Annotated in this window: 21 protein-coding genes and 1 pseudogene; 12 read left to right on the top strand and 10 right to left on the bottom strand. The window is 60.3% G+C overall.

Annotation, left to right across the window (positions count from 1 at the left end; all coding sequences use genetic code 11):
* Positions 1-193: 193 nt before the first annotated feature.
* Positions 194-829: a helix-turn-helix domain-containing protein gene (locus LB559_RS26710; RefSeq protein ID WP_224675369.1), complete on the top strand. Its 636-nt coding sequence runs from the start codon at positions 194-196 to the stop codon at positions 827-829.
* Between the two features lie 327 nt (positions 830-1,156).
* Here the strand turns inward: LB559_RS26710 and LB559_RS26705 are convergent, their stop codons facing one another.
* From LB559_RS26705 to LB559_RS26670, 8 genes are all read right to left on the bottom strand, one after another.
* Positions 1,157-1,816 (bottom strand): hypothetical protein, encoded by a 660-nt coding sequence (locus LB559_RS26705; RefSeq protein ID WP_224675368.1) that lies wholly within the window; start codon positions 1,814-1,816, stop codon positions 1,157-1,159.
* Positions 1,817-2,258: 442 nt separating this feature from the next.
* On the bottom strand, positions 2,259-2,669 hold the full coding sequence (locus LB559_RS26700; protein WP_224675367.1) for a hypothetical protein: 411 nt from the start codon (positions 2,667-2,669) through the stop codon (positions 2,259-2,261).
* Between the two features lie 605 nt (positions 2,670-3,274).
* Positions 3,275-3,973, bottom strand: a complete 699-nt coding sequence (locus LB559_RS26695) for a YoaK family protein (RefSeq protein ID WP_224675366.1) — start codon at positions 3,971-3,973, stop codon at positions 3,275-3,277.
* Positions 3,974-4,506: 533 nt separating this feature from the next.
* Positions 4,507-5,553 (bottom strand): cytochrome d ubiquinol oxidase subunit II, encoded by a 1,047-nt coding sequence (locus LB559_RS26690; RefSeq protein WP_224675365.1) that lies wholly within the window; start codon positions 5,551-5,553, stop codon positions 4,507-4,509.
* A gap of 3 nt (positions 5,554-5,556) precedes the next feature.
* Entirely contained in the window at positions 5,557-6,981 is a 1,425-nt protein-coding gene (locus tag LB559_RS26685; protein ID WP_224675364.1) for a cytochrome ubiquinol oxidase subunit I, read from the bottom strand.
* Between the two features lie 2 nt (positions 6,982-6,983).
* Positions 6,984-9,281 carry an FdhF/YdeP family oxidoreductase gene (locus tag LB559_RS26680; RefSeq protein WP_224675363.1) on the bottom strand — a complete coding sequence of 766 codons (2,298 nt, stop codon included), beginning with the start codon at positions 9,279-9,281 and terminating at the stop codon, positions 6,984-6,986.
* Positions 9,282-9,454: 173 nt separating this feature from the next.
* A complete protein-coding gene (locus tag LB559_RS26675; protein WP_224675362.1) occupies positions 9,455-9,919 on the bottom strand; it encodes a DUF1348 family protein in 465 nt (154 codons plus the stop codon).
* Positions 9,920-10,020: 101 nt separating this feature from the next.
* Positions 10,021-10,536, bottom strand: coding sequence for a Dps family protein (locus tag LB559_RS26670; RefSeq protein ID WP_224675361.1), 516 nt, complete (start codon positions 10,534-10,536; stop codon positions 10,021-10,023).
* Between the two features lie 296 nt (positions 10,537-10,832).
* Here LB559_RS26670 and LB559_RS26665 point away from each other — a divergent pair.
* Positions 10,833-11,491 (top strand): annotated as a pseudogene (locus tag LB559_RS26665) (transposase); the annotation flags it as partial.
* 99 nt (positions 11,492-11,590) lie between these two features.
* On the opposite strand, the gene LB559_RS26660 reads toward LB559_RS26665, so the two are convergent.
* Positions 11,591-12,220, bottom strand: a complete 630-nt coding sequence (locus tag LB559_RS26660) for a uracil-DNA glycosylase family protein (RefSeq protein ID WP_224675360.1) — start codon at positions 12,218-12,220, stop codon at positions 11,591-11,593.
* Between the two features lie 1,748 nt (positions 12,221-13,968).
* Between LB559_RS26660 and LB559_RS26655 the strand changes: the two genes are divergently transcribed.
* From LB559_RS26655 to LB559_RS26620, 8 genes are all read left to right on the top strand, one after another.
* A complete protein-coding gene (locus LB559_RS26655; protein WP_127269550.1) occupies positions 13,969-15,120 on the top strand; it encodes an HlyD family secretion protein in 1,152 nt (383 codons plus the stop codon).
* Positions 15,117-16,682 carry an MDR family MFS transporter gene (locus tag LB559_RS26650; RefSeq protein WP_224675359.1) on the top strand — a complete coding sequence of 522 codons (1,566 nt, stop codon included), beginning with the start codon at positions 15,117-15,119 and terminating at the stop codon, positions 16,680-16,682. The genes LB559_RS26655 and LB559_RS26650 overlap by 4 nt, the downstream gene beginning before the upstream one ends.
* A 293-nt stretch (positions 16,683-16,975) precedes the next feature.
* Positions 16,976-17,416 (top strand): nuclear transport factor 2 family protein, encoded by a 441-nt coding sequence (locus tag LB559_RS26645; RefSeq protein WP_224675358.1) that lies wholly within the window; start codon positions 16,976-16,978, stop codon positions 17,414-17,416.
* A 9-nt stretch (positions 17,417-17,425) separates the two neighbouring features.
* On the top strand, positions 17,426-17,914 hold the full coding sequence (locus LB559_RS26640; RefSeq protein WP_224675357.1) for a Gfo/Idh/MocA family oxidoreductase: 489 nt from the start codon (positions 17,426-17,428) through the stop codon (positions 17,912-17,914).
* Positions 17,907-18,944: a zinc-binding dehydrogenase gene (locus LB559_RS26635; RefSeq protein ID WP_224675356.1), complete on the top strand. Its 1,038-nt coding sequence runs from the start codon at positions 17,907-17,909 to the stop codon at positions 18,942-18,944. Before LB559_RS26640 ends, LB559_RS26635 begins: the two co-directional genes overlap by 8 nt.
* Before the next feature lie 42 nt (positions 18,945-18,986).
* Positions 18,987-19,343 (top strand): hypothetical protein, encoded by a 357-nt coding sequence (locus LB559_RS26630; RefSeq protein WP_224675355.1) that lies wholly within the window; start codon positions 18,987-18,989, stop codon positions 19,341-19,343.
* Positions 19,344-19,398: 55 nt separating this feature from the next.
* Positions 19,399-19,608: a DUF2945 domain-containing protein gene (locus LB559_RS26625; RefSeq protein ID WP_224675354.1), complete on the top strand. Its 210-nt coding sequence runs from the start codon at positions 19,399-19,401 to the stop codon at positions 19,606-19,608.
* 2 nt (positions 19,609-19,610) lie between these two features.
* Entirely contained in the window at positions 19,611-20,147 is a 537-nt protein-coding gene (locus LB559_RS26620) for a DUF488 family protein (RefSeq protein WP_224675353.1), read from the top strand.
* Between the two features lie 140 nt (positions 20,148-20,287).
* Here the strand turns inward: LB559_RS26620 and LB559_RS26615 are convergent, their stop codons facing one another.
* Positions 20,288-21,067: a carbon-nitrogen hydrolase family protein gene (locus LB559_RS26615; protein ID WP_224675352.1), complete on the bottom strand. Its 780-nt coding sequence runs from the start codon at positions 21,065-21,067 to the stop codon at positions 20,288-20,290.
* A 380-nt stretch (positions 21,068-21,447) separates the two neighbouring features.
* Between LB559_RS26615 and LB559_RS26610 the strand changes: the two genes are divergently transcribed.
* Together LB559_RS26610 and LB559_RS26605 are read left to right on the top strand one after the other, a co-directional pair.
* The gene (locus tag LB559_RS26610; protein ID WP_224675413.1) at positions 21,448-22,290 is read left to right on the top strand and encodes an alpha/beta fold hydrolase; all 843 of its coding nucleotides are present in this window, start codon (positions 21,448-21,450) and stop codon (positions 22,288-22,290) included.
* Between the two features lie 233 nt (positions 22,291-22,523).
* The gene (locus tag LB559_RS26605) at positions 22,524-23,558 is read left to right on the top strand and encodes a DUF4331 family protein (protein WP_224675351.1); all 1,035 of its coding nucleotides are present in this window, start codon (positions 22,524-22,526) and stop codon (positions 23,556-23,558) included.
* Positions 23,559-23,590: the final 32 nt, after the last annotated feature.

Raw genomic sequence — 23,590 nt, 5'->3', positions numbered from 1 at the left:
CCCAATCAAGCTTCGACGGCGATCCGTTCCCTCCAAGAAACACAGGTTTCATGAAGGGCATAGGCCAATGACTATTCAGTCGCTTCCAACTTTTCCGAGAGGGATGGCTCCCATCGGTCTCCTGGTATCGAACGCCGTGTGTGAGCCTGAACGGCGCCAATCCGCAAGTGCTGCGGCGATGGGAACATCGAGTATGTCGCCGGAGACCGCGGGCTCGACCTTCCGGATCGACGTCCCCTACATGGATATGGTGCTTTCGATCTCCGCGCAGCCCTCGGGCTGCGCTAGTGATGAGGCAGGTTTCACGAGAACTGTGGCGTCCCACGGGATGCCGTTTGATCCGGTCATCGAGCGGCTACTTTCCCAGTTCGAGCAGGCTGTTAGGCCGGAGGGAGTTGATGGGGTCCACGGAGACGCCATCCTCCACGCCATCATAGCCCGCTGGCTCTGGCTGCGATCGCCGTCCGAGGTCCAGCAGGAGGCCAACCACGGCGCACTGCAGAAATGGAGGCTGAAGCGGGCGATGGCTTACGTTGACGAGCATATCGGTGAAGCCATTTCGCTGGCGGATCTCGCTCGGGCGGCAGGCCTCAGCCGGATGTATTTCGCCGCGCGATTCAGGATGGCGACCAGTCTTCGTCCTCACGAATACGTCCTGCGCCGCAGAATCGAGCGGGCCAAGGACATGCTGATTAAAACCAATGACAGCCTCGTCGAAATCGCGTTCAACGTCGGCTTCCAGACTCAGGCACATTTCACCACGGTCTTCAAGCGCTTTGCCGGCATCACTCCCGGCCGCTGGCGCCTGTCCAACCGCCTGCAAGCATGAAGCTTTCGGCCCACAATGACCTCGCGGCGCCCTGCCTGCGCGATATATTTTCCTCGGAGTTGAGACTGCAAAGGCCTCCCAGCCATTGCGATTGTGGTAGCGAGACGCCGATACTGGAGTGTGGAAGTCTGGGCCGGTATATGGTGTAAGTCGAGTTTATGTCTGCCGTAGTGCACTTCGCTTCCCGGGGGCATCCCTCTCAGCACTCGCGTTCGGGGCGGTAACGCAACCTCTTGGCCCGCTCAGGCAAAAGTACGGCATCAAAGACCTTCATTCCATCGCGAAGTTCTGCGAGCGCTTACAAAACTGTCTTACGACGATTTTCATTCAACGTATTGCATTTCCGCTCAGAAGGCGACTGAACGCTAGCGCGATTCCCCGAAGCGGAGATGTCTGCTGCGGCAACACCGACACGGCATTTCCCAGGACGTGAACGCTTCCGTGCAGGACCGCTGCTGGCCAGCCAAAGCCGTCCGGAACGTTGCCATCGGCGATGAAGGGGTAAGGGGCAAATAGCAGTGCGACAAGCAGCCGCTTCACCGAAAAATCATCGCTGAGGGTCGGCAGAGCCATTATGGCGCACCGCCAGATTTCGCCATCGAGTGCCCAGGTCGCCCTGCTGATTGCTGGCACCCTCGTTGCTGCGGCGCGGACGCAGACGCGACGGAGATGGCTGCGGCTCGGCTGGGGGAAAGCCGACAACCGATCTGCGAGATGCGAGCCACCGCAAACTATGTCCAAGGCGGCGCCCCATTTCGAAAAAACGAAATCGGCACCGTGCTCGACCACCAAAACCTCGGCTAGATACGGTTCAAGCACACCAAACTCGTTGGGAAGGAGACTGCTCTCCGTTCGTCCGGCGTCCTGCCCGAACCTAGCGACCCAAGCCTCCACGATGCAGCGGGCAGCAACCTTGAGGTCGCGGTCTTCTAGCCGGATGAAGGGCGCTTGGTGCCGATCTGCACGATACTGATCCAGGTGGGTCATTTGTCGCTCCGACTTCAGAGGTAGCGTCTCATTCTCAGTAGATCGTGAGAGCCGGAATGTATTACAGTTGAAACCGCTGATTTTCAGAAGGAACGGTTTGCCGCACACATTCTCCGTTCATGCGGTCCGATAGGACGCAGGAATTTCGGAAGCACCGCGAGCCGGAACCGGAATTGGCTATCATGTATCAAACCGCCGTCGAAAAAGTGGGGACGGCCTTTTCGAGGTGTGACACCCGCGGCGACTGAAAGCAGGCGCGACGAGCAGCCTGCGGCACGGGGCCTGCTGGACGGGCCTTGGCTGGCGATCCCGGAGGTAGACCAGCCGGAGCGGGTATCCGCCCGCGGAAAATGCGAATGCTAGGGCCATCCTGCATGGAGAAGGAAATCGGCGCATCTGGCGATGTCGTCGACGTTCAGCGCACTACGGCAACCGTCAGGCTCTACCGGCGGAGATCATCGGCATCACCGATGAGATGGTAGGTGGACAAACGGTCGATCCCGCCGCTCTCGGTGCGCTTGTCGATCTGGCCAATCTCGTCAATTGGCCACAGTGCGGGTTTCGACAGGCGTCTATCGCAATCTTTATCCCGAAACCATGTGTGTGCCCGGTAACCGAAGTCGCTCGCCGGATCACGGGGTTTGAAGGGACCAGACCTGTTCCATGATGGAAATCGCGCGGACGACGATTGCCACGCCGTTTCCATGAATGGTGTCGCGAGATCAATGTCGCTTATACCGACAGATTCCGGTTTTTCGATCCGCTCGAAGCCTTCGGTGAGTATCCCGAAAGAGGCGCCCAGGACATCGACCGAGTCTCGCTCGTCGTTACGGAGTCTTGCGGGGGGAACCACGAGATCTCCAGCCGGAGGAGCAGCTCTTGCCGGGGAGGGGGAGCGACAAGGCCTGGGCTTCCGACGTGGACCGCGTTGATGTCCTGGGCTGGTGCGATATTTACCTGGAAGGAGCAGCAGCGTCTTTTGAGAACGCGGCAGCAATTTCCATATCGCCGGGCGGAAGGTTATCTGGCCAGCGGCCGAGGTTCCTCAGTTCCTCGCCGTGCAAGGCGAAGTGAGCCACGGAGGGACGTCAAAGCTGGAATGCGTCGCCACCGGGAATCCTGTGCGCGCACGTGACTCTGCATCCTCCACCTCCTGAAGAGAGCAATTGCGTTCAGGACGGAATACGATCGCGGATATTGGCACCCGAAGGCGGGCGGCAGCGCCGGCGCCATGTTCCGCGCGCCCTTTGCAGAAGCCGCGCGGTTCCTATGCGTCCTAGCTTTTCCGGTTCCGGGCCTGCGCTAGGCGGTTGCGACCCGAGCCGGTGCGGGCCTATTCGCTGTGGATGCAACGGCCACGGCCTTGTCGGCGCCAGTAGATGATGACCGCGGCATCGACTGCAACCATCACCAATGTGCCGATGCCTGTGCGAAAGCGGAGTGGTGACATGGCCACATTCACGCCAGTCTTGACGCTTGTGTGGCGTCTCTCGCGACGAAGACAAGTAAAAAGACGATTGCAGCAGGAATAACAACGCCGCCCAACCCTATCATTTGAAAGACGATGGCGCCCACGGCCACACCGATGAAGAAACCCGCGATGATCATGAAAGTCGGCAGCAGATTCAGTGAAAAGGAGCGGTTCAAAATGCTATCCGCCAGGTCTATGGACAATTGGGTTGTGTTAGTTGTCATTACGTTGGTCGACCCGTAGCCGGTCAGCAACAACCGTGCCGTGGCGCTCTGCACACCCATGGCCGCGAGCCCGAACAGAGCAACCTCCGCATTCAGTCCATCCGATGCCCGGAACAGCCAAGTCGCTGCAAGTACAGTTAGTAGCACCGCCTCGACACCTAGCATGACCGTTAGGGCTAAACGATCAGTGCGGGCGACCAAGCGTACGACAAAAGTTGCGAGCATGCCGGAAACGAGGAACACTGGTATCGCGAGTACTTTTAGCCCGTACTTGTCATTGGGGTTCAAGAGTTCAGAGCCTGCAACAACAAAGCTCCCCGTCGCCTGCGCAACAAAAAATCCCTGGAAAGCTAGGAAACTGCAGGCATCTACAAAACCTGCCACGAACGCCAGGGTGGCCGGTAAGATCGGCTTCGGGATCAAGGTTGGCTTGGTCGGTTCACGAACGATGGAGCTATGCATCTGAGAGCGGCCCTTCGGTGGTTCTACCATCGCGGTATCAAGGACAGCCTACACACGGGGCGGCAAGATAGAATCCTCCCCATGTATATTATTTAGACCAATGATTATTATCTCTGGTATGCGCAAGTACGATGCCGTTGATTGATGGTACAGATGGTTTCGAAGGAATAATGTCAGCTGCATGATACGAACATCGTGCGCAAATCCCTAGAAGGCGAAGCTAAATACGCATGCTTGTGGCTGTTATGTTTCGCTTCGGCCTAAGCCTGGGTCTTTGTATTTGAAGAGCCAGCGAAAGGTGCGCATCAGGGGTTGTCAGACCGCTCGGTGGCGTCGCCGCCCCCGAGGGCTTGGGGCTTGCTACCCGAAGTCCTGTAGCAGTTCGATGCTGGCGGTGGCGAGACATACCGAAGCTAAATGAACAACGAGAGTCTTGATGGCTCACATAGAATCGGCCTTGCGGTCGCGGTAGTGCGCGAAGCTCAGCTAACGAGTTCATTCCGGGAGGGCGTGTATTCCAGCAGTCGAAGCCTTCATTCACTTTCGGGGAGGGCCTGCGTGACGTAGCCGTTGCCACTGTGATGGCGGGTCTTACCCCGGAACACCCAATAGGCATGGGCTTGATAGGCCAGGACGATCGGGATGACGATCATGAGCCCGGTACCGGCGAAAGCTAGCGTCTGAGGATCGGCGGCGCCGTTCCAGATGGTGATTTGTCGCGGCACGACATAGGGCCACAAGCTGACGACGAGGCCGCCGAAACCGAGCAGGAAGATGACCAGCGCCAGCAGGAAGACCTCGGCCTCGCGGCCGATCCAGATGCGGCGCCAGATGGTCAGCAGCGCGGCGACCGTGAGCGACGGCACGGGTGCGAGGAAAGCGATGTTCGGCCAGGCGAACCAACGCGCGGCGACCTCCGGAACACTCCAAGCGCTCCACCCACTGACCGCGAGCATCATGCCGGAGGTGAGGATCAACGCAGAATGGGCGATCTCGCGGGCGAACACCTGCGTCGGCCCATCCGTCTTCCAGATCAGCCATCCGGCGCCGAGCAGCGCGTAACCGCCGACCAGCCCGGCTCCGCAGGCAAGGCCGAGAAGGCTGACGAAATCGAACGTGCCGCCGGCGAATATGCCGTTCTCAATCGTCACCCCGTTGATCAGGTTGCCGAGGATAAGCCCCTGACAGAGCGTTGCGAGCAGCGATCCACCGGCGAAGGCGATGTCCCAGATCCAGCGGAATTCGCCTGCTTGCAGACGGAATTCGAAGGCGATGCCCCGGAAGATCAAGGCGAACAACATGAACATTACCGGCAAATAGAAGGCGGGCAGCAGAACGTAGTAGCCGGCGGGAAAGGCGGTAAGCAGCAGCGTGCCGCCCATGACCAACCAAGTCTCGTTGGAGTCCCACACGGGTTCGATGCTGGCCATCATCAGGTCGCGGTCCTCGTTGCGCGGCGCAAGCAGGAACAGCATGCCGACGCCGAGATCAAAGCCGTCGGCCAGCACGTAGATGGTGACGCAGAACGCCGCGAGTGCTGCGAACAGCACAGGAAGATCGGCTGCGAAGAATGCGGACATGGCTTACTCTCCTGATGCGAGGCGGGTTTTGTCGGCGAGCGCGACAGCCGGAGCCGACCCGACGATCGCCGGGCTGCCCCGGTCGAGGCCCGGACGGACAAGGCGCGGATCGCTAGCGCTGGTATCGCGCGGCCCGCGGATGGCGATGCGTCCGGCGAACCAGAGGAAAGCCAGCAGAAGAACCATGTAGACAACGACGAAGATGGCAAGCGTCGTTGCCACCGCGCCGGCCGCGACCGGCGCAACCGCGTCGATGGTGCGCAACTGGCCATAGATGACCCAAGGCTGGCGGCCTGCCTCGGTGGTCGTCCAGCCGGCGAGCACCGCGATGAAGCCGAGCGGCGTCGTCGCCATGGTGATCAGTTGGAACCAGCGTGTGTCGTAGAGGCGATGGCTCCAGCGCAGCGCCGCGCCGGTGACGGCGGTGGCGAGAAGGATCAGCCCGATGCCGACCATGATGCGGAAGGCGAAGAAGACGATTGGCACATAGGGCTGGTCCTCGCGCGGCACCGCCTTCAGGCCCTCGACCTCGCCGTCCCAGGAATGGGTGAGATAGAGGCTGGCAAGATGCGGGATGTCGATCGCGTAGAGATTGCGCTGCTCCTCCATGCTGGGCCAGGCAATCACGGTCATCGCGGGTCCCTTGGTGGTGTCCCACAGCCCTTCCATCGCGGCGAGTTTTATCGGCTGATAGGCAAGCGTGTTGCGTCCGTGCAGGTCGCCCAGCAGGATCTGCGTCGGGGTGAGCACCAGCGCCATCCACATGGCCAGCGAGAAAGCGAGGCGGCTGGCCTCCACATGCTGCCTGCGCCAAAGATGGAAGGCAGAGACGCCGGCCACGACGAAGGAGCCGGTAATGAAACTGGCGCAGACCATGTGGGCGAGCCGGTACGGGAAGGAAGGATTGAAGATGACCTGCCACCAGTCGACGACATGAAAAATGCCGTTGGCGTCGGCCACCGCGCCCTGCGGCGTCTGCATCCAACTGTTGGCGGCGAGGATCCAGGTGGCCGACGTCAGCGTGCCGCCCGCCACCATGCAGCAGGCGAAGAAATGCAGTCCCCTGCTGACCCGGTTCTGGCCGAACAGCACGATGCCGATGAAGCCGGCCTCGAGGAAGAAGGCGGTCAGCGCCTCGTACATGAAGAGCGGGCCGAGGACGTTGGAGACCGAGCGCGAGAAGCCAGCCCAGTTGGTGCCGATCTCGTAGCTCAGCACGAGGCCAGTGATGACGCCCATGCCGAAGGCCAGCGCGAAGATGGAAATCCAGAAGCGCATGAGATCGCGATAGACCTCGCGTCCGGTGCGCCACCAAAGGCCGCTCAGTAGCGCGACGAAGCAGGCGAGCCCGATCGTGACCGTCGGCCACAGGATGTGGAAGCCCATTGTGAAGGCGAACTGGAGTCGGGCAAGGATGACGGCATCCATGGTCAAGCCACCTCAACCTGGACCTGCGCCCGCACAATGCGGATCGGAATGCCCTTGTAGGAGGGTGTGAAACTCATTGGATCGTGGGCGTGAAGCGGCACCAGCGGATTGGTCTCTGGGTAATAGGCCGCGCAGCCGCCGGCCGGGAATGCATGGGCGACCAGCTTGAAATTGCGAACCACTCGCTCCACGCCGTCGTCTGAAACGGTGACTAGGTCGACGCGGTCGCCCGGCTTGAAGCCGCGCTTCTCGATTTCCTCGACGCTTATGAACAGCACGTCGCGTTGGCCAAACACGCCGCGATAGCGGTCTGAGAGTGAATAGAGCGTGGTATTGTACTGGTCATGGCTGCGCACGCTGGTGAGCCACAAAACGTCCGCATCGGATGCGTTATCCTCGCCGAGCCCATCGAACGGCATGAAGTTCGCCTTGCCGGTAGCCGTATTCCAAATACGCTCGCGCGCCGTCGAGGGGAGGTGGAAGCCGCCGGGTACGCGGATGCGAGCGTTGTAGCCCTCGAAAATCGGAAAGACGTCTTCGATGGCGTCGCGTATCAGGTCGTAGTCGGCGACGAAGATCTCCCAGTCCACCACTGAGCGCATCCCGAGGGTGGCGCGGGCCATGCCTGCAACGATCGCGGGCTCGCTCTTCAGGTGCTCGGAGGCAGGTTCGTTCATGCCGGTCGACGCGTGCACCATCGACATAGAGTCCTCGACGGTGATGGATTGCGGGCCTGCCGCCTGCAGGTCAACCTCCGTGCGGCCTAGGCAGGGCAGGATGAGCGCGTCGCGGCCATGGATGATGTGGCTGCGGTTAAGCTTGGTCGAGACGTGAACAGTGAGATCGAGACGGCGAAACGCCTCCTGCGTGACCTGCCAGTCTGGGATGGCAGCGACGATGTTGCCACCCATGCCGATGAAGACGCGCGCTTTTCCCTCGACCATGGCCTCCAGCGCGGTGACGACATTGTGTCCATGCTCAGCAGAGGGCTCGAAGCCAAAACGCTGTCCCAGCCGGCCGAGGAATTCAGGGGTCGGAATTTCGGTTATGCCGACGGTACGGTCGCCTTGGACGTTGGAATGGCCGCGCACCGGGCACAAGCCGGCGCCTTCCTTTCCGATATTCCCCTTGAGCAGGCAAAGATTGGCAAGCTGCTGGACGCTTTTCGCGCCGTGCCGGTGCTGGGTGATGCCCATGCCATAGACGACGATCGCCCTCTTCGCCTTCATATAGACATGGGCGGCTTCCTCGATCGCCGAGCGCGTGAGGCCCGACCGCCGCTCGATGTCTTCCCAGCATGTGGCCTTGAGGTCGGCGACGAGCGCCTCGATGCCGACGGTGTGGCCGCGGATAAAATCCCAGTCAAGGGCCTCGATCTGGTGTTCGGCGCGCAGCCGCTCATCCTCCTCGACTAGCACCTTCATCAAGCCCTTGAGCACTGCGATGTCGCCGCCGACCTTGACTTGGTGCAGGCGCGAGCTGATCGGGGTGGACGTCAGCGTCGTCATCTCGATCGGGCTCTGCGGCGCCTGAAAGCGCTCCAGCGCCCGCTCGCGGAACGGATTGAACGAAATAATGGTTGCGCCGCGTCGCGAGGCACTGCGCAGGCTGGTCATCATGCGCGGGCTGTTGGTGCCGGGGTTCTGGCCGAAGATGAAGATGCAGTCAGTCTTGTCGAAATCGTCCAGCAGCACCGTGCCCTTGCCGACGCCGAGCGACAGCGGCAAGCCGACGCTGGTAGCCTCGTGGCACATGTTGGAACAGTCGGGAAAGTTGTTGGTGCCGTATTCGCGCACAAAGAGCTGGTAGAGGAAGGCGGCCTCGTTGGAGGTGCGACCGGAGGTGTAGAACTCCGCCATATTCGGATTGGGAAGGGCGCCCAGATGCCGACCGATCGTGGCGAAGGCGTCGTCCCAGTTCACCGACAAGTAGCGATCGCTGGCTTGGTCGTAGGCCATCGGATGAGTAAGCCGCCCGACCATTTCGAGTTCGTAGTCGCTCCATGTCGAAAGCTCGGTGACGGTGTGAGCTGCGAAGAACTCCGGCGTGCAGCGCTTCGCCGTCACCTCCCAGGCGACTGCCTTGCCGCCGTTCTCGCAGAATTCGAAGGGCGAAGTGTGTTTGGGATCTGGCCAAGCGCAGCCCGGGCAATCGAAGCCAAGCGGCTGGTTCATGCGTAGCAGCGTTGTCGCGCCCTTGATCGCAATATCCTGCTCGACCAGGTGCTCGCCGAGCGCCTTCAGCGCACCCCAGCCGCCGGCGGCCTCGTCATAACGCTCAATACGCTTCTTGCCACTCATTTCTATGCCCCTGTGTGGATTCAGCTACCGGCCGGCCCTGTCAGCGAAGCCCCGCCAGTCGTCGAACCGCCCGCGACATCTTCCGATCCGCGCGAGCGGCACGCCGAAGCGGCTCTGCTGGCCTATCAGTGGGTAGCGCGAAAACGGTCGCCAACCCTCGACCACGCGTCAGATCAGAAGCCGAAACCGCTGAGACCAGGATGGTCGTCGGGGCGACGACCCAAAGGCCAATGCAACTTGCGTTCGGACTCCGCGATTGGATGTTCGTTAATGCTGGCGATCCGGCGGCGCATCAGTCCTTCCGTATCGAACTCCCAATTTTCGTTGCCGTAGGCCCTGAACCATTGGCCGCTGTCGTCATGGTATTCATAGGCGAAGCGGACAGCGATCCGGTTTCCCGCAAACGTCCAAAGTTCCTTTACCAGCCGGTAATCGAGTTCCTTGTTCCATTTGCGGGTGAGAAAACCCTCGATGGCTTCCCGGCCTGTCACGAACTCGGCGCGATTACGCCAGGCACTGTCAACCGTATAGGCGAGCGCGACACGGCCCGGGTCGCGCGTGTTCCAGCCGTCTTCGGCTGAGCGCACTTTTTCTATGGCGGTTTGTTCCGTGAAGGGTGGAAGCGGTGGGCGGGACATGGCATTTTCCTGTGAGAGAGCAACGGGAAGTCGCAAGCGGCGACCGCTTGCCGCAGATCGGGGCGACGCCATTCCGCGCCGACGGTCCATGGCCTTGGGGGTCAGTCCGCCATCCGCCCGGCTTCGAAAAGGAACCAGGTACGGCGCTCGGCCTCATCAATCCAAACCTCGATCAAGCTGGTCGTCGCGACGTCGTCGTGCTCCTCGCACACTGCGTGCACGGCGCGCAGGAGACTTATGAAGGTGCGGTTGTCTTGGGCAAGCTCGGCCAGCATGTCGTGTGGCGTCACATAGGCCGCGTCATTGTCGGAGATTCGCTGCTCCTTCGCGATCTGTCCGATAGAGCGGAGCGTGGTGCCGCCGATCTTGCGACAGCGCTCAGCGATGTCATCGGTGATAGCGAAGATTTGCTCGCCTTGTTCGTCGAGTAACATATGGTAATCACGGAAGTGCGGCCCTGACATGTGCCAGTGGAAATTCTTCGTCTTGAGGTAAAGCGCGAAGGTATCGGCTAGCAACCCGGTGAGAGCGGCAGAGATATCTGTCACGGCATTCTCGCCGAGATCGGAAGGGGTACGGAGCGGTGCGGCGCGAAGGCGGAGGGCGTTGGTGGTCATGGGGATGATCCTTGGTCAGCGAGCTCAATGCGTGCTCAATTGCGCCAACCTAGGCCCCGAAAAGCCGTCTGGTCTTCTGCAAATGCCGGGTTTTCTTTCTGAATGCCCGGAAAGGACGGGCTCTTCATCGGCCAGCGAGGGGCGTCACGGCGGTCAGCGCCCGGACGCCGCCAGCCCTGCAGTTTCATTTTCGCTGGGCCGCGAGACAAGGTTGTGTGCTGTGAGTTCTGCAAATTCGCTGAGAAAGGGCGGTCATGGCAGGCTGGTGATATTCAACGTCACCGAGTTCCGCCACCATGACCAGAGCTGAAGGTAAGTCCGCCAACGCCGCCGTCAAAGACATTCTGCTTTCGAGCCCTGATGGGCTGCGCGATGTGATCCGCGCGGTGTTGCAGGAAGTCCTGGAGGGCCAGATGGATGAGGTGCTTGGAGCCGAGAAATGCTAGCGCACGCCGGAGCGGCTCGCCTATCGTTCGGGCCATTACGGTCGCACGCTCGTCACGCGCGCCGGCAAGCGCGGTCTCAGGGTGCCGCAGAACCGGCAGGGCCGCTTCTCGGCGGAGTTGTTCGGGCGCTACTAGCTTTCCGAGCGGGCGCAAGCCGCTGGACGAGAGCCTCCCCGCCTTTGCCAATCGCCCGTTCCAGGAGCCGTTCCCTTACCTCATTGTTGATGCTCGCTACGAGAAGGTCTGCGAAGTCGGCATTGTCATGGGCCAGGCGGGTGCTGATGTCCGTCGGGATTGACTGGGACGGAAGGCGCCAGAGCCATCGAGATGGCCAATCGCGACAACCGCTCGACCTGGCGGGATTTCTCGTCGGCTTGAAAGCGTGAGGCCTCAGGGACGTCGAACTGGTCGTGTCCGACGATCGACCTGAACAAGCGCCGAAATGCACGGTCGTGTGTTCCGAAGTGCTCTGGTGGAGATGCCATAGCCGAAACATCGCCGACTATTTGATCGTCCATTGGATGGCGGTCTCTCGTGTGCTTGGGCCCGGATAACGTCACGCCTGCGGTTCTCGCGATCTGCGCGGAGAAGGTCGCCGCGGGCTTGCCTTATCGAGAGCGTGTGGCCGGTTCATGAAGGGTAATGGCGCCGCTTAGAATGGCAGCGACCCGAACGCGCAGATAGGGCGCCAACTCATTCTCGAACCATGAGTTGCGCCGCAGCCAGCCTGCACATCTCCAGGAGGGGTGCGGCAGCGGGATCACCGCAGGCCCATAGGTGCGCCATGCCGCGACGGTCTCGGTCATCGAACGCCTCGGCGTGTCTCCCAACGCCCACCGCTGAGCATAAGCGCCGACCAGCACCGTCAGTTCCACCTTCGGCAGACATGCCACGAGCGACTGCCGCCAGAGCGCGGCGCACCTGGGCGGTGGCGGATAGTCGCCGCCTTTGGGATTGGTCCCCGGAAAGCAGAACGCCATGGGGGCCACGCCGATACGCGGGTCCGCATAGAAGGCGCGCCGATCCACTCCAAGCCACTCGCGCAGCCGGTCACCCGACGGGTCATCGAACGGAAGTCCGCTTTCATGCACGCGTCGCCCCGGCGCCTGTCCACAGATCAACAGCCGGGTGCCGGGGGCCACCTGCACCACCGGGCGCGGTTCATGGCCGAACTCCTCGACGCACACGCGGCATGCCCGAATGCTCGAAAGCAACGCGTCAAGTTGCGACTGTTCCAACCGGCCGCGCGTTCCGTCGTCGCGCGAATGTGCCACGAAGCTATGACTTGCAGAAACGTCTACCACGTCGTTCCGATCCCTAGTGTTGCCTCGCCCTGTCGTCAGTTCAATTACTGACCAGAGGACGTAGGATTTTGGATAACATTCGACCAGCCGCCGCCGGAGTTGCGCGACGCTTCACCGCGGGAACGTGCAGAGCTTCTGGACAATTGTTTCCTTCGATTCCATAGCACGCTGAAACCGTCCAACCGACATGCCGTGGCAGGTGATTGCCCTGGTAAGAATTTGCCCGCTTGCTGTGGTGCGTCGACAACCTTGGTCCTCGTCGCGCTCGTTCACAATGGGAAGCGCAGGTCGTCCCGAGTTGCTAAGGAAAACCTGACGCTTGGCAGTTGTGGTCCAAATGATGCTGGCGGCTCCGGCTGCACGCCTTTAACTGTTGGCTGCTCCAAACTTCAAAGAGACGCGAAGCCAGTCAGTGCGGACCTACGGATTGTCGAATAATAACACGGCAAACTCTGGCACAACGAAAGGAAGCCGATCACTGCGTACTGGCAATCCAGCTATCTGATTGAATGGAGTTCTAGAACCGCCTGATCCACGGCCCCCTCGTCGCCACCCCAGCCCAATCGGGTTCCATGCTCATCGAGTGTTTGGCGGGTGGCCGTCAGTGCAGTTTGCAACATGGCGAGTTCAGCTAGAACTGAAGATGACAGAGGCCCGCCATCTGCCGCGATGGTTTCGACAGCATTCGTCCTCGCAGCCTCGAGCGCTGCGGAAAGTGCGCGAACTGGATGGACGCTGGACATGGGCTTCTCCTCGTCAATAACTTGGTACCGACCCGTTCGTGGATCGGCAGATTGTGTGCCTTACGTGCCGCAACGATGCCACACGCGGGAGGCAGGTTCTTTTCCAAAGGCATGCTGCGTTTCGTCTTTGACCGTTGCAGGGATCAGGCACGCTCTCAACCGGTGTTCGTCAATTTCTGCCTCGCCGACTAGCGCCTTTAGGCCCCAATGGTTTCGGCAGAACTAGACACATGACCTGGACCCGCCAATGAACTCGGCGCGCCTAAGAAGGCGACGATTCTGCTGCTCCTGATACCCTCCGCCGTAGGATCTCAATTGAGAATGGGGAGTCTGCCGTTCCTTCTTGAAGCCGCCCCGCCGGAGGGGAAAGTCCGGAAATACGGTATGAGATATCGCTCGTCGTTCTCGCCGAGATGCGCAATCCATGACCTCACGTCTGGCATCGCTGGACGCAAGTATGATTTCGCTCAGTCGACGGCAAATACACTCTTGCGGCGCTTCCTCCCAAAGCGTGGGCCGCAAGGAGTACGACGATGCCAAACGTACGACATGTTTGGATAACAATTGCCTGGGCCGCGCTGTTAGCGGCAGGCTCGGGTTTGGCGGCCTTGGCTCATGACGGGGGCCACATTAGTGGCGGCCAAGGAGAGGGCCACGGTCACCGCCACAGTGACGAAGGATGTGACGCGGGAGGGCCAAATGACCCTTCAAAGGCCGGGAGCATCGGCGGTCGCTGCCGGCGATCAGTTCTCAGAATTCTGATCTCATTGAGGCGAGGATTCCATCACCTGCAGAGGTGTGCGGCCAGTCGGGAGAACCAACTCGATACAGCGGCCGCCGAGGTCTTCCCGCGAGAATCGCTTCTTTGAATGTAACGAGACGAACCAGCATTGGTCCGGGCGCGCCCCGGATGGGCCGGCCTCCCCGGCAGGAGGAATCATGAATATCAATCATCCCGGCAAACCGGAGACGGAGGTCGTAGCATTGACCTTACCGCGTGCCAAAGAGGGGAGATTTGTCCGCGCGCTCCGCATCGTCGCATTTGGCGTTGCTGCCCTATCTGCGTTGTCCGCCGCTGCGTATGCCGGCCGGCAGTATTGGACGGTCTGGCGTTTCGAGGAATCGACCGACGATGCCTATGTGGAGGCCCACATCGTGCCAGTTGCACCTCAAGTCGCCGGCTACCTCGCCACTGTGCTGGTCGCAGACAATCAGAAGGTCAAGGCGGGCGACGTGTTGGCGACCATCGATCCGCGCAGCTTCAAGGCAGCCGTCGATGAGGCGAAGGCAGACGTCGCCGAGGCGAAGGCGAAAATCGTGAGCATCGACGCCCAGTTGGCTGAGCAGCGCGCCCTCATCGACGAGGCGGATGCCACCCTAAAGGCCGACCAGGCCACGGAGGTCTATGCCGCGCAAAATGACGAACGCTTCGAAACGCTTGCCAAGGGGGGATATGGCTCCGTCCAGAATGCACAGCAGGCAGCATCCCAGATCGGCGCCGCGAACGCATTGGTCGCGAAGGACAAGGCAGCCCTGGAGGCGGTGCGGCGAGAGGTCGGCACTCTCGCGGCCCAGCTTGATGAAGCAAATGCTGCTCTGCAGCACAACCAAGGAGCACTCGAGGAGGCAGAACTGAACCTAGGCTACACGGTTTTGCGGGCGCCCAGCGAAGGCGTTGTCGGTATGCGCCAGTTGCGGGTGGGCCTCTACGTCCAGCCTGGCATGCAACTACTTGCGGTAGTCCCGCTCGACGGTATCTATGTGGTCGCCAACTACAAAGAAACCCAGCTCTCCGAGGTCACTTCGGGCCAGAAGGTCAGGATCGACGTTGATGCTTTCGCCGACACCCCCGTAAGGGGCATCGTTGACAGCATCGCGCCGGCCAGCGGCCAAGAGTTCTCGCTCCTGCCCCCCGACAATGCCACCGGAAATTTCACGAAGATCGTTCAGCGGATCCCCGTCAAGATCGCAATAGACCGGGATGATCCTCTCGCAGGGTTGCTCCTGCCCGGAATGTCAGTCACCGCCACGATCACCGTTAGCCAACCGCCGCCAGATACAGAGCATGGCAGGTCTCGAAACCAGCCATGACCGAGACCCTACCGATGACATCGCATCGCGACAGGGAGGGTGCGACTTTCCGCGATTGGATCTGCATTTTCGGATGCATGCTCGGCGCGTTGATCGCTGTGCTGGACATCCAGATCACCAATTCCTCGCTTCCGGAGATCGAGGGCGGGATTGGTACGGGCTCCGACAACGGAACGTGGATATCCACCTCCTATCTCATCGGAGAAATCATCATGATCCCGCTGACGGATTTCTTCACGCGAGTGTTTTCGTTCCGCAGGTTTCTGCTCGGCAGCACCTGCCTGTTCCTCCTCTTTTCAGTCGCGTGCGCTTTCACGACAAGCCTCGGGCAGATGATCGTCCTCAGGGGTTTTCAGGGCTTCGCCGGCGGCGTGATGATCCCAATGGCATTCACCCGCGTGCTGACGTCCTTGCCACAACGCCAGCAGCCGGTTGGCTTGGCAGCATTTGCGCTCACGGCCACTTTTGGGCCTGCGATCGGACCGACTATCGGCGGTTACCTCACCCAGCACTATGGCTGGGAGTTTATCTTCTTCGTCAATCTCGTGCCGGGAGTCCTGATGCTCGGCCTGCTTTTTCCAACCCTCGAGCGGGAGAGGATGAACCTTTCGCTGTTGAAGGAGGGGGATTGGTATGGCATCGCCTTCATGATTGTTGGGCTTTCCTGCCTCCAGACCGTGCTCGACGAGGGCAACAAGAATGGCTGGTTTGGCTCGCCGCTCATCGTTCATCTATCGATCGTTGCCGTCGTCGCCCTTGCGGTCTTTGTCGCCATAGAGCTGACCGTTGAGAGGCCTGCCGTTCAACTGCGGGTGCTCGCCCACCGTAACTTCGCGCTCGGAACCTTAGCCAACATGCTGGTCGGCGTCGCGCTGTTTGGCTCGGTCTATGTGCTCCCGGCCTATCTGAGCCAAGTCCAAGGGTACAATTCCGAGCAGATTGGTATGGTGTTGGCCTGGGTCGGGCTGCCCCAACTGGTAATTATTCCGTTCGTTCCCTGGTTGCAGAAGCATTTGAGCGCACGTGCAATCGTCTGCGCCGGGCTCGCGATCTTTGCAGCGAGCTGTTTCATGAACACGCATCTTAACGTGAATGATGGCAGCGATCAGTTCGTGACCACGAATTTCATCCGTGCATTCGGCCAGGCCATCGTCCTTGCTCCGCTTGCCGGTATTGTGATGGTCGGCATACCTAGCGAACTCTCCGGTGCGGCGTCCGGGGTTCTCAATATGATGCGCAGCCTCGGTGGGGCGCTGGGAACGGCCATGCTGGCAACACTGATCACCAGGCGGGAGCAATTCCATTCCAACATTATCGGGCAGTCTGTCACGCCCTACAGCGAGCCCACCGAGCAGTTCATATCTCGAATGACGGAATACATTATGTCGCGCGGTGTCTCAGACGAGAGTCTAGCACGCCACCAGGCGGAGGCCTTTCTCGGGAAGCTCATCGGGCAGCAGTCCCTGATCATGGCCTTCTCCGACACGTTCTACGTCCTTGGCATCATCTTGCTGGTGGCGGCGGTGGCGGTGCTGTTCACCCGGAGCCGTAGTCCAATGTGACAGGGTGCCGCGAGATCGACCTTCCCGCAGCTTCCGTCGCCGCGGTAGCCCGACAGGCCGAAGACGTCGTCTGGCTACTGAATTCTCGTGTTGAACTGAAGTCGATTGCCACGGCCCGGAGGCCGACGAGCGTCATCGACGCATCCAGCTGCGTGCCAGTCATCCCTATGAATACTGGAACAGCCAAACCACAGAGCGAGCCGGACTGTACCTTCAGACGACCGGATCGGCCGATCTGACAGCTAATCGCGTGGGTCTACCCCGACTTACATGCATCTAAAAGGAGTAGAGCAATGAATTCCCAACTAACTGACATCGAACAGGTCCGACGTGCCAAGGCGAGATACTGCCGTTTCGTCGATACCCGAGACCTGGAACAATTCGCCTCCCTTTTAGAGCCGACAGTCGAGGTTCGGGTCTTCAGCACCGAAGGCGAGCTCATCGCAAGCTTCGATGATCGCGAGAGCTATATGGACGCCATGCGGAGCTACATTCAAGGTTCGCACTCGATCCACCAGCTTCACAACGACGAAATCGATCAGATTTCGCAAACGGAGATCACCGCCATTTGGTCGATGGAGGACGTGCTTGTCTTTCCTGGAGCGGCCGCCGGTCTTCCGGCTCGGATCAAGGGCTACGGACATTATCATGAGCTATGGCGACTTGGCCCCTACGGTTGGCGTCTCGCGCGCATGACGCTTCGCCGGGCGATTTTCGAAGTCACCAACGCGTAGGAGGCAATCATGGTTGGAAATCCGATTCATGTCGGAATTATCGGAGTGCACCCCGAAAATGGCTGGCCGACGATCGCACACAAGGCGGCGGATGAAAGGCTGCTCGAATATCGCGTCACCACCATCAGCAGCAACCGGGTGGAGGTAATAAAGGTTGCAGCCGAGGGATTTGGCATCCCACACGCCGATACGAACGAGACGCTCGTCAATGATCCGGGCGTAGGTGTCGTCGTCGCGGTCACGGTGACGCAGCACAGGGAACTCGCAATCCGATTGCTCGAAGCAGGTAAGATCGTCTTCTGCGAGTGGCCTCCGGAGGCCTACGGTGCCACACGCCTTCAGGAAGTGCCATCGCTGAGCGTGGGCCTGAGTTCCCCGCGTCCCGTCTCCGACTTGAGGAACAACGCCCGCCTCGCACAGACCTTGGACGGCGCGGTTGACCTCCAGAGTCTAATCAATGCGATCGAATGTAGCGAGAGGGAGGCGGTCGATGTCTGAGACGATGCTGGCGCTTGTAATGACGCGGGCGGGCGGACCCGAGGTCATGGAAACGCGCGAGATCGCCCGGCCGCGCATTGCGAACGATACGGATATTCTGGTTCGCGTGATGGCGGCGGGGGTCAATCCGGCCGACTGGCAGAACCGCCGCAATGGCGCGGTGTATGGGACTGGCCCGCGCGACGCATTCACCATCCTCGGCATTGACGGTACTGGGATTATTGAAGAGGTGGGTTCGGCAATCACCCATCTCCGTCCCGGGGACGCCGTCTGGTATGTCGATGGCGGCTATGCCGGCAATTTCGGCAGCTACGCCGAATACAAGGTGCTCAACGGGCATTATGCCGCGCGGAAACCCGTCAGCCTAGGCTTCGTCGAGGCAGCGGCGTTGCCGACGGTGGCGCTCACGGCCTGGGAGGCAGTATTCGAGAAGGCCGATGCCAAGCCGGGTAGCTTCGCCCTGGTGCATGGCGGCGCAGGAGGACTTGGACATATCACTATACAATACCTGCGCAAGCTCGGCGCCCGTATCGCGGCAACCGTCTCAGGCGACGCAAAAGCTGCCTTCGTGCTGTCACTGGGTGCTGAACTGGCGATCCAATATCGCGAGGAGGACGTTGCCGCCGCCTTGCGCCGTTGGACCGGAAAAGCCGGCGCGGATATCGTCTTCGACTTCGTGGGGCACGAGAATTTTGCGCGAAGCTTCGACCACGCCGCGCCGTTCGGCACTCTGGTGAACACCGTCGTCTCGCCATGGCCGAAGGGAAGCAACGATTCAGCGGAATGGAACAATCTCGACGTCCGCTTCGTCAATATCGGACAGCCGCAGATCGCGGGCGATCATCTTCGCCGGCTGAGACAGACCGATGTCTTGCGGCGGGTTGCCGGGATGGTCGATCGCGGCGAGCTGCACCCTCATGTCGACCGGGTGGTGTTGTTCGGCGGTGTTGGCGCGGCACACGAAGCTTTGGAGAACGGCCGTACGATGGGTCGTGTCGTCCTTTCCATTGCTCCGGACCTGGCTGCCTAGCGCCGGCGACCAACCACTGTTCAAGTCAGTAAAGATCACACCATGGACATGGGACTTGTTGGAAAGCGCGTCCTCGTGACCGAACCGAGCACCGGGCTCGGGGCGACGGTGGAGGTATTCGCCGCGGAAGGTGAAGCCGCTTTCGTGCAGGGGCGGGACGAAGCCTGCGCGCAGGCCTTGGCCGAGTCGATCTTTGACGCCGGCGGTCGAGTCCAATGCGACCGCGTGCAGCGCTTCATCCGGCGGGGGGGACCGGGGCGCGACGCTGCTCGTCGACTGCGTGAAGCAGTCCGCATCGGCCGCGAGTTCGGGGTGCTTGGCATCACTTTCTCGAAGTCAAGATGGAAGTCGTGGGCCGCTCGAGCCGAGTTGAATCCGAAGGCCGACCCATTCACCTGAAAAGACCGAGCCCGAGTTCTTCACTAACAAGATCTTTATGATGAAAAGGTGAACCATGCCGAAATATCACATTGGCGATCACGTCACTTGGAACTCGGAAGCGGGATCTGCGAGCGGCAGTATCATACGAATCCATGAAGAGGATTTCGTTTTCAAGGGATACACCCATCACGCCTCCAACGAAGAGCCGCAATATGAAATAAGGAGTGACAGAACGGATCATATCGCAGCCCATAGAGAGAGGGCGCTCTCCAGAAAGCTGTGATCATGCAGTTCTATTCAATTGGCCATTCTACACGCTCTTTTCGCCAGTTCGCGGCGATTCTCGAACGCGCCTCTATAGACCTGATTGCCGACGTGAGAGCGTTTCCCCGGTCGCGCCGTAATCCCGAGTACAACATAGACATATTGCCGATCACTCTGGGCGCGTACAGTATTTCTTATGAGTATTTTGCTGACTTGGGTGGCCGCCGACAGTGGCAAGTCGACGTGCCTGATTGCTGCAATGCGCTTTGGCGAAATCGCAGTTTTCACAACTACGCGGACTATGCACTATCAGACGCTTTTCAAGACTCTCTCGACGCGCTGATCTCACGAGGCAGCACAAACAAACTGGCGGTGATGTGTTCGGAGGCCGTCTGGTGGCGTTGTCATCGACGAATAATCGCGGACCATCTTATTTCACGCGGCCACGCCGTTTGTCACCTGATGGGCCTGGGGCAAATGAGCCGGGCGACGCTCACCGCAGGTGCGGTTGTTATAGAGCATGGACGTGTGGTTTATCCGCCCAGTGAGTCTGACTAGCGAAGCTGGCCCCATTTTACCGCCCTTAGGTCGACCTGATGGGGCGTCGCCGATGCGTTGAGTGCGTCGAAGGATCTGAATCACGACCAGATCAAATGTATTCGCGAACATCCGTCGTGGGCGTTCTCTGTATGCTGAAGTCACTGGCGTGCCGGTTCCGTGACATAGCAGGGATAGTCTGCCTGCGCCCGCGAAGACCTTGCAGCGTCCAACTCGATAGTGACGATTGGTCGGTCAGATGATGTCGTTGCAAGCAGTCGCCCGCCGGGAGCAAAGGCGAAGCCGCGACCGCCGAAGAGCGGCCCCTGATGTCCAAGCCGGCCGCTCCGGTTTGAACTGACCACGTAGCAGCCACTCACAAGCGCAGCCATCGCGCCGGCGATCTGCCAGGACCGGTAGTCTGGGCCAGTTGCGCGCGGCAGAGCAATTAGGCTGGCGCCGTTGCGTCCATATGCGCGAGCGTGTTCATTGAACATCGCCTCGGTGCATAAGAGCACACCCGCCATAACGCCGCCAACCTGCGTCGTCGTGAAGTCGCGCGCGGCGGTGGCATACCACTCGGTCTCGTGCCATCCGGGCTCCGCTGGAAAATACTGTTTTCGGTGTATTGCTCGGATCTGGCCATCCTCGATCACCACCGCCTCATTCGCAAGACGATCTTCTTCCCAAATCGGGCGCGAGGTCAGTACCGTCGGCACCTCCAAAGCAGACAGCGCCGCTAAACCCTGATCGTGGAGCGCAATGCTAGCCGTCGCGATGACCGCACTGAAACGGCTGCCTGAGGCAATCCAATTTCCAAATGGCAATTCGTTCGTGATGAGTAAGTCGGGCCGCTCGCTACGAACGCGTCTAGCGATATCGGTCCAAAGCGAACCGCGAGGTTGCAGGCCGTCTGGCCATTCGACAAAGCCGATACGCATTTACCCTCCGCCACAGCTTTCTCATCGTGGATTTTATGCGACGCCGACGACGGGAAATGAATGTAATCTCTCTCGCCTTGGGAGGCTTTTGACAGCACGTGATGGTCCATTCTAGCTGGCCAGCCAGCCGTTCGGATTGTGCTCATGTCTAGTCGAAAAAACCAATGGTACGATTCTCGCTCTGCCGTTTCCTGACTAGCCTCCAACCGTGAACTTAACCCCTGGAGGCGATGGACATGGACGTACAAGCACTTACTCCGGCATTCGGATTCAATCGCCGCGAGATGGTGGCCGGTATGGCGATCCTTGCGGCCACGCCCCTGCTTCCCGTTCCAGCGTCCGCGCAGGACGCCAACCCTCTTTCTAAAGGAGAGCATCTAATGAGCAGCGGATACGTCAGGACAAGGGACGGCACGGAGATCTTCTACAAGGACTGGGGCCCCAAAAGTGCCCAACCTATCCATTTCCACCACGGCTGGCCGCTGTCTGCCGACGACTGGGACAACCAGATGCTATTCTTTCTGGCGAACGGATATCGAGTCGTCGCCCACGACCGCCGCGGCCATGGCCGTTCGACCCAGGTAGCCACCGGCAACGATATGGACCATTACGCCGCTGACGCCGCCGCCGTGGTCGAGCATCTCGACCTCCGGGATGTCATCCATATCGGCCACTCGACGGGTGGCGGCGAGGTTGCCCGCTATGTAGCCAGATATGGCGAGCCGCAGCGCCGCGTCGCCAAGGCCGTTTTGATCAGCTCGGTTCCGCCCCTGATGCTGAAGACCCCCTCCAATCCTGGAGGTACGCCGATCGAGGTGTTCGATGGCTTTCGCAAGGCGCTAGCGGCCAGCCGGTCGCAGTTCTATCTCGACGTCGCCTCCGGCCCGTTCTACGGCTACAATCGGCCTGGCGCCAAGGTCTCGCAGGGTGTAATCGAGAATTGGTGGCGCCAAGGTATGATGGGTGGCGCAATTGCACAGTACGAAGGCATCAAAGCCTTTTCCGAGACTGACCAAACGGACGACCTGAAGGCGATCACCGTGCCGACCCTGATCATGCAGGGAGAGGACGACCAAGTGGTTCCCTACAAGGATGCTTCGGTGCTCCAGCACGAGCTGATCAAAAACAGCACGCTGAAGCTTTACCCTGGCTACCCCCACGGCGCCTTTACCATCCATGCAGACGTGTTCAATCCGGAAATCCTGTCCTTTCTGAAAGGTTAGTAGTCGAGCACCCAATCTGGAGAAGACGTTCCGTACGCCTTCTCCAGGCCGCTGTCTTTGCCCATGCAGGCATTGGGGAACGCTCACACTTCTGGACAGGCCAAGACTGTCGGACGTGCGCCGACCGAGCGCGACATGCTCAAAACATCGGCCGGGCCGGGCTTTTCGCGACCAACTGTTGAACCCTACGTCACTCGCCTGGCCCGGCCGGTAGAGCTTTTTTGGAGATCGTTATGTCCCACCATCTTGATTCCCCGATCGCACGCCAAGACATCCGCCTCGACATCACTGACCTCTATGTCTTTCGTGGGACGACAGGCACGGTATTCGCGATTAATGTCTGCCATTCGATTTTTGGCAAACTTCCGGTGCCTGGGTACCATCCGGAGGGAATGTACGAGTTCAAGATCGATCTCGACGGCGATGCGATCGAGGACATCACCTTTCGCGTAACATTCGATGCTGCGGACGCGGATGGCAATCAACGCTTTATGTTGCGTCGGATCGATGGGACGGATGCTAGCGATCCGAACTCGCCCGGGGTGGCGATCATCGATGGGGTCACCAACCGAGGCGCGACAACGGCCGATGGGCTTCGCTTCTGGGCGGGAAAGGCCGCCGACCCGTTTTGGATAGATCCTGACGTCCTTCACGCGGTAGGCCACGCATTCCAGGACGGCACAGTGATCAACCTTGTCGGATGGGATCCGGCAAAGGCCCGAAATCTCTTTGCCGGGCACACGGTATACTCGATCGTGCTCGAGGTTCCCGACGACGAACTGCTGATCGGGGCCATTAGCAAGCGCCTCGGCGTGTGGGCTGTTGCGACGTTAGCCACCGACGCGGGCGGTTGGCGCCCGATCAATCGCATCGGACTGCCGATGATCCACCCGCTGTTCACGCAATTCGACGAGGATCTGGGCAACAGGCTGAACGCCGGCCGGCCGGCCGACGATTTTGCAACTTACGGTCTCCGGACTGCCAACGCCATCGCGGCGGTCGTCGCCGCCAACGGTACCTCGGAGGACCCTGCAGGCTACGGTTCGACGGTCGCCCATCGTTTCTTCCCGAACATCTTGCCCTACGAGGTAGGCACGCAGGCGACATTCGGATTTGGACAGTGGAACGGCCGTTCGCTGACGGACAATGCCGCCGATGTCATGTGCAGCATCGCGGCCAACGCGCCGATCCGCCTCGGCATCGGCAAGGAGTCTGTGACGTCGAAACCGTCAACGATCTTTCCTTATATGCCGCCGGTCGTTGCTTAAGGCTCCCCAAACGAGAGTCAAGCATTGAGCTC

The sequence above is a fragment of the Mesorhizobium sp. BR1-1-3 genome, from assembly GCF_020165455.1.
Taxonomy (GTDB): Bacteria; Pseudomonadota; Alphaproteobacteria; order Rhizobiales; family Rhizobiaceae; genus Mesorhizobium; species Mesorhizobium ciceri.
The sequence above is the reverse complement of the archived record's forward strand: the minus strand, read 5'-3'. Positions and strand labels throughout refer to the sequence as shown.